At 39.0% G+C, this 2,947-nt stretch carries 4 protein-coding genes; all 4 read left to right on the top strand.

From position 1 onward, the window contains the following. Positions 1-176: 176 nt before the first annotated feature. Positions 177-527 (top strand): nucleotide pyrophosphohydrolase, encoded by a 351-nt coding sequence (locus tag A5875_RS03785; protein WP_088932374.1) that lies wholly within the window; start codon positions 177-179, stop codon positions 525-527. Further along, a complete protein-coding gene (locus tag A5875_RS03790; protein WP_088932375.1) occupies positions 524-1,741 on the top strand; it encodes a CCA tRNA nucleotidyltransferase in 1,218 nt (405 codons plus the stop codon). Before A5875_RS03785 ends, A5875_RS03790 begins: the two co-directional genes overlap by 4 nt. After that, positions 1,738-2,100 carry a thioesterase family protein gene (locus A5875_RS03795; RefSeq protein ID WP_088932376.1) on the top strand — a complete coding sequence of 121 codons (363 nt, stop codon included), beginning with the start codon at positions 1,738-1,740 and terminating at the stop codon, positions 2,098-2,100. Before A5875_RS03790 ends, A5875_RS03795 begins: the two co-directional genes overlap by 4 nt. Positions 2,101-2,172: 72 nt before the next feature. Beyond that, positions 2,173-2,625, top strand: coding sequence for a hypothetical protein (locus A5875_RS03800; RefSeq protein WP_088932377.1), 453 nt, complete (start codon positions 2,173-2,175; stop codon positions 2,623-2,625). The last annotated feature ends 322 nt before the right edge of the window (positions 2,626-2,947 follow it).

The raw sequence follows: 2,947 nt of genomic DNA on the forward strand, positions 1-2,947 counted from the left end.
TTCCATACGACACCTCCTGATTTTAATTGAATGAAACGAGTAAAATAGAAAATTTGGATTGATATTGATCAAGTCAAAAATTAGTCCTCAACCAACATAGCATGAATTTCAGTTACTTACAACAACATGATAGGAAACAAATCTGTTTTTTGATAAGATAGGTTTGAGGTGGTTTAATGAATGAAAAGACAATGAAAATCATGCAACAAGAAGTTGATGATTATATACAACAATTCAAAACTGGTTATTTTTCTCCATTAGGACAAATGGCCCGTTTAACAGAAGAGGTCGGTGAGTTGGCTCGGGAGGTCAACCATTATTATGGTGAAAAAGCAAAAAAAGCTTCAGAAAAACCAAATTCGGTTGAAGAAGAATTGGGAGATGTTTTATTTGTTACGATTATCATGGCAAATTCACTAGGAATTGATCTGACAGAAGTCTTTAACCATAATATGGAGAAGTTTAATCAACGTGATCGCTTTCGATTTGAGCGTAAAGATGGTCTGACAGAAGGTGATATTAAATGAAATTAGAAGCTTTTCCGCTCGAGTTTCAAGGTGCGATGCCAATCTTACGCAAACTACAGAGCGCGGGTTATGAAGCCTACTACGTTGGCGGCAGTGTCCGCGATATTCTTTTAAATAAGCCGATTCACGATGTAGATATCGCAACGAGTGCTTTTCCGGCAGAGGTGAAGGAGCTGTTCCATCGCACAATCGATGTAGGGATCGATCATGGAACTGTAATGGTAATCACAAAAGAGGCGACATATGAAGTCACGACTTTTCGAACAGAGTCGACTTATCAAGACTATCGTCGACCTGACCATGTAGAATTCGTCCGCTCCCTTAAAGAGGATTTGAAACGACGCGACTTTACGATTAATGCTTTAGCGGTCGGGATTGACGGTACTGTGATCGATCTTTTTGATGGCTTAGACGATCTGCGAAATAAAGTATTGCGAGCGGTGGGGAATCCTTACGAACGTTTTCATGAAGATGCCTTACGGATGATGCGGGCGCTGCGATTTGTCAGTCATCTAGGTTTTACTTTAGAGCCGGATACCTTTGAGGCAATCCAAGAATATCATTCTTTATTAGCAAAAATTTCTGTAGAACGGATCAATGTGGAGTTTGTTAAATTGATGATGGGTTCTTTTCGTGAAGCAGGGCTGCGTTCCTTTGTAGAATCTGAATGCTATGTTTATTGCCCCGGTTTAAGGAATTACGGTGAAGCGTTGTTAAACTTCTCAGAACTTCGCGGGCCGGCGATTCCTACTGAACGACAGGCTTGGACGTTATTAATGACGATGTTGGATATGAATATTACGAATATTCGTCATTTTATGAAGGAGTGGAAATGTTCGAATCAATTGATTCGCGAAGTTACTCAAATGGTGCCTGCACTGCAATTTCGACTGAAATACGAATGGGATAACTGGACTTTATATCAGTTGGGCAGAGAGCTAGCACTCTCAGTTGAATACTTGCTCTATTATTTCGATCGTGAACCGAATTTAGCAAAGATCCGGCTGCTTTATCAATATCTGCCAATTAAATCTTTGAAAGAATTGGCGGTGAAAGGCAACGAAGTCATGGATCATTTTGATTATCCTCGGGGATCATGGATTAGTATGACGTTAAGTGCTTTAGAACAAGAAGTAGTCGAAGGAAGATTAAAAAATGAGAAGCAAGCATTATTAAGTTTCGCAGCCGCTTTTCTGGAAAAGGAGATGTCATGAAAAGATTAGCAAAACTATATCAAGTGACCGAGACTCAAACAGCCTTGCAAATGGGATCTGGTGATTTAGAAGTTTTGGCTACACCAGCATTAGTTGCCATGATGGAGAATTGTGCAAAACTTTTAATCGCACCCGAGCTTTCCGCCGAGCACACCAGTGTTGGTTTCAAGATGGAATTGAAGCATTTGGCTCCAACAGCCGTGGACTCAGAGGTAAAAGTCGAGGCGCAAATCGAAGAGGCGGATAAGAATAAAATTTCCTTTTCCATCAAAGCCTTTGATAAGGAGCATTTAATTGGTGAAGTTTTTCATCAAAGAGTGATCGTCGAAACTGCAGCTTTTCTAAAAAAATTGAAGTAAGAGCACAACATGTGACCGTTTACTCAAGGTATGCTAAACTTGGATTTAGATCAGTAGTGAGGAGAATGCAGAATGGCAAGAGAAATGACAGCGTTAAAATTCTATTTTCGTAATGGCGAAACATGGACAATCGATCGTCGTTACATTGGCGATTTGTGGATTAAACAAATTACGACAAGTTTTGGAAGAATTCATGGCAGTGAGTTTGTAGAAATACATCCATGTGCCGGCTTCAAGATTGAGATTTATCAAGAGGGCGATCATGTTCAAACGACGGATATCAATTTAGGCGGATTAGAGCTTGGTATGTTCGAGCGGGCACGCAAGTTCGAAGACATCGAGCGCATGGAAATAATTTACCGTGCGGGACATCCTGATTCAGTCTACTTCCCTTACAAGGACAAAGATAACGAAGGCTTAGATAATGTCTATCAATCGACAAAAGTTTCAGAAAAGACCAAGAGTTTATATATCGTCATTGATCCAAACCAAAATGTTGATGACGTTTATGGAGAACAATTCTAATTGATTAATTGACAAGCATCCTGCTTAAATGGGTGCTTGTCTTTTTTTAACCTCAATGAGGCTAAAAATTGTGTATAGATATATCATCAATGTGAGTATCGTAGATGATGAAATTTATAAAAAAATGTTAAGGCACCTGAATAATTAGCGTGAAAGACTTGAATTAATCTTCAGGTACCTGTATTATATAAATATAAGGTACCTGAACAAAAAAGGAGAGATCTATCATGGAGAGATGTGTATAAGAGACAGGCTTAAATGGGTGCTTGTCTTTTTTTAACCTCAATGAGGCTAAAAATTGTGTATAGATATATCATCAATG

Source organism: Enterococcus sp. 3H8_DIV0648 (assembly GCF_002140655.1).
Taxonomy (GTDB): domain Bacteria; phylum Bacillota; class Bacilli; order Lactobacillales; family Enterococcaceae; genus Enterococcus_A; species Enterococcus_A hulanensis.